This is a genomic window from Micromonospora sp. AMSO31t, from assembly GCF_008868175.1.
Lineage (GTDB): Bacteria > Actinomycetota > Actinomycetes > Mycobacteriales > Micromonosporaceae > Micromonospora.
Window position 1 is genome coordinate 1 of record NZ_WBKT01000278.1, and the last position, 2817, is coordinate 2817.

The following is a 2817-nucleotide window of genomic DNA, read 5'->3' on the forward strand; positions in this document are numbered from 1 at the left end:
GCGTCCACGTCGGAGCTTGTGGTGCCGAGGCCGAGGCTGGCGCGGAGGGCGGTGGGGGGCAGGTCCCGGCGGCCGCTGCGGGTCGCCGCCTCGGTGAGCAGGCGGCGGGCGAGCGGGTGGGCGCAGAACAGGCCGTCCCGGACGCCGATCCGGTGCGCCGTCGCCAGGTGGGCGGCCACCTCGGCTGAGTCCCGGCCGGCGACCACGAAGCTGACGATGCCCACCCGGGGCGCGTCCGGCCCGAAGGTGCGCAACTCCACCACGTGCGGCAGGGCGGCGATGCCCGCCCGGAGCCGGCCCACCAGCGCCTGCTCGCGGGCGTGCAGCGCGTCGCGGTCGGCATCGGCCAGCGCCGCGCACACCGCCGCCAGGGCCACCGCGCCGAGCAGGTTCGGGGTGCCCGCCTCGTGCCGGGCCGGGCCGGTGGCCCACCGCACCTCGTGGGTCGCCGCCCCGACGTGGCTGGTGGCCCCGCCGCCGGCCAGGTACGGCGGGGCCGCGTCCAGCCAGTCGCCGCGGCCGACCAGCACGCCGGTGCCGAACGGGGCGTACAGCTTGTGGCCGGACAGCGCCAGGTAGTCGACGTCCAGCGCCGCCAGGTCCACCGGGGCGTGCGGGGCGAGCTGCGCGGCGTCCACCAGGATCCGGGCGCCGTGCCGGCGCGCCACCCGGGCCAGGTCGGCCACCGGCCAGCGCTCCCCGGTCACGTTGCTCGCGCCGGTCACCGCGACCAGCACGGGCAGGCCGGGGCGGGCGTCGCGGGACAGTTCGCTCAGGGCGGCGTCGAGGGAGCGGACCGCGCCGCTCGGGCCGTCCGGCACCGGGAGCCGGACCGAGCCGCGCGGCCACGGGAGCAGGTTCGCGTGGTGCTCGCCGGCGAAGGTGACCACCGTGGTGCCGGCGGGCAGCGCCCGGGCCAGCAGGTTCAGCGCGTCGGTGGTGTTCCGGGTGAAGATCACGTGGTCGTCGGGGCGGGCGGCGAGGAAGTCGCCGACCGTCTGCCGGGCCCGCTCGTAGGCGAGCGTGCAGCGCCGCGACAGCGCGCCGGCGCCGCGGTGCACGCTCGCGTACCAGGGCAGCAGCTCGGCCACCGCGTCGGCCGCGGCCCGCGCGCACGGCGCGCTGGCGGCGTGGTCCAGGTTGATCTCCCCCGGTACGCCGAGCACGCCGAGCGGGTCCGGCCGGCTCGGGGTGACGAGCGTGGGCAGCGAGGGTACGAGGGTGACGGTCATGCCGGAGCCTCCCGGGTCCAGGGGGACCCCGGGTGGGTGGGCACCGGGACGGGGTCCGCGCTTGCCCAGCACGCGGTTCGGGCTGGGCCCGGTCATCACCCGGGGCACCCCACCGCGAACTCGACGAGGGTTGCCGGCCAGCAAGCCGGGGCTTGACGCTGGCGCTCGTGACCTGAACGGGAGCATAGCGGTCGCGATGCGACCGGACCAGTGGGTCGCGGGTGACTACGCTGACCGCATGGCCGTCACCCCGCCCGGCGGAGCCCTGCCGCCGCCGCCGACCGCGCCCGCCGTCCCGCCCGGGTCGCCGGCCCCCCGGATGCCGCTGCGCCGGCTCGGCTGGCGGCGGTTCCTGGCGCTGGCCGGGGTGGTGCTGCTCATCGCCGCCGGTGCGGTCTTCATGGTCTTCACGCTGGGCGAGAGTCTCGGCGCGGAGGCGCTGCTGGTCGGCGTGCTCGCGGCGATCCTGCCGGTGCCGGTGCTGGTCTCCTGCTTCCTCTGGCTCGACCGTTACGAGCCGGAGCCGCTGAAATATCTGATCTTCTGCTTCGCCTGGGGCGCGTTCGTCTCCACCGCCATCTCGCTACTGGTCAACGAGACCGGTGCGCGGCTGTTCGACGACTGGGGGCTGCCCGCGGCGCTGACCGCCGTGCTGGTCGCCCCGTTCATCGAGGAGCTGACCAAGGCGGCCGGCCCGCTCCTGCTGCTGATCTTCCGGCGCCGGGAGTTCTCCGGGGTCACCGACGGCCTGGTCTACTGCGGGCTCTCCGCGGTCGGCTTCGCCATGGTGGAGAACATCCTCTACCTGGGCGGCTACGGCTACCGCACGGGCGTCGAGGAGTACGGCCCGGCGACCGGCGCGCGCCAGGTGATCGCCATCTTCATCGTGCGGATCCTGCTCTTCGGCTTCGCCCACCCGCTGTTCACCTCGATGACCGGTGTGGGGCTGGGCGTCGCCGCGCGCACCGCCGACCGGCGGGTGCGCTTCCTCGCCCCGCTCGCCGGCCTGCTGCTGGCCATGATGCTGCACGGCACCTGGAACCTGCTGCCCTCGCTGGCCGCCGCCACCGGGCAGCCGCTGATCGCGCTCTACGGCTACATCGGCGTGATGGTGCCGATCTTCTTCGGGATGGTCGGGCTGGCCGTCTGGCTGCGTGCCTGGGAGGGGCGGCTCACCGAGCGCACCCTGCCGGACTACGTGCGGGCCGGCTGGCTCACCCCGCCCGAGGTGGCCGCGCTGGGCAGCCTGGGCCGGCGGCATGCCGCCCGCACCTGGGCCCGGCGGGTGGCCGGTGACGGCGGGGTCAAGGCGATGCGCGGCTACCAGTTCGCCGCCACCCGGCTGGCCCTGCTCCGCGACGGGATGCGCCGGGGCCTGGACCGCAAGCCCGCCGAGCGGGACCGGACGGCACGGGAGGAGCGGGAGCTGCTCGACGCGATCGGGGCGTACCGGGCGTTCTTCGTGGGCCGGGACCCGCAGGCGCCGGTCGGGGTCTGGGACGGGCAGCGCTACCACCTGCGCTTCCCGGACGGGTCGCGGCGCCCGGTCGAGGCCCCGGACGAGCCGGTGGTGCCGATCCCGGTG

Annotated in this window: 2 protein-coding genes and 1 riboswitch; of the genes, one reads left to right on the forward strand and one right to left on the reverse strand. The window is 76.4% G+C overall.

Features of this window, described 5'->3' with window-relative positions; all coding sequences use genetic code 11:
• On the reverse strand, positions 1–1232 hold a 1232-nt coding region (locus F8274_RS30330; protein ID WP_151465797.1), incomplete at its 3' end, for an aminotransferase class V-fold PLP-dependent enzyme.
• 52 nt (positions 1233–1284) lie between these two features.
• Positions 1285–1405: riboswitch (SAM riboswitch) on the reverse strand.
• A 23-nt stretch (positions 1406–1428) separates the two neighbouring features.
• Here F8274_RS30330 and F8274_RS30335 point away from each other — a divergent pair.
• Positions 1429–2817: PrsW family intramembrane metalloprotease (locus F8274_RS30335; protein WP_192580056.1), on the forward strand; the 1389-nt coding region annotated here is incomplete at its 3' end.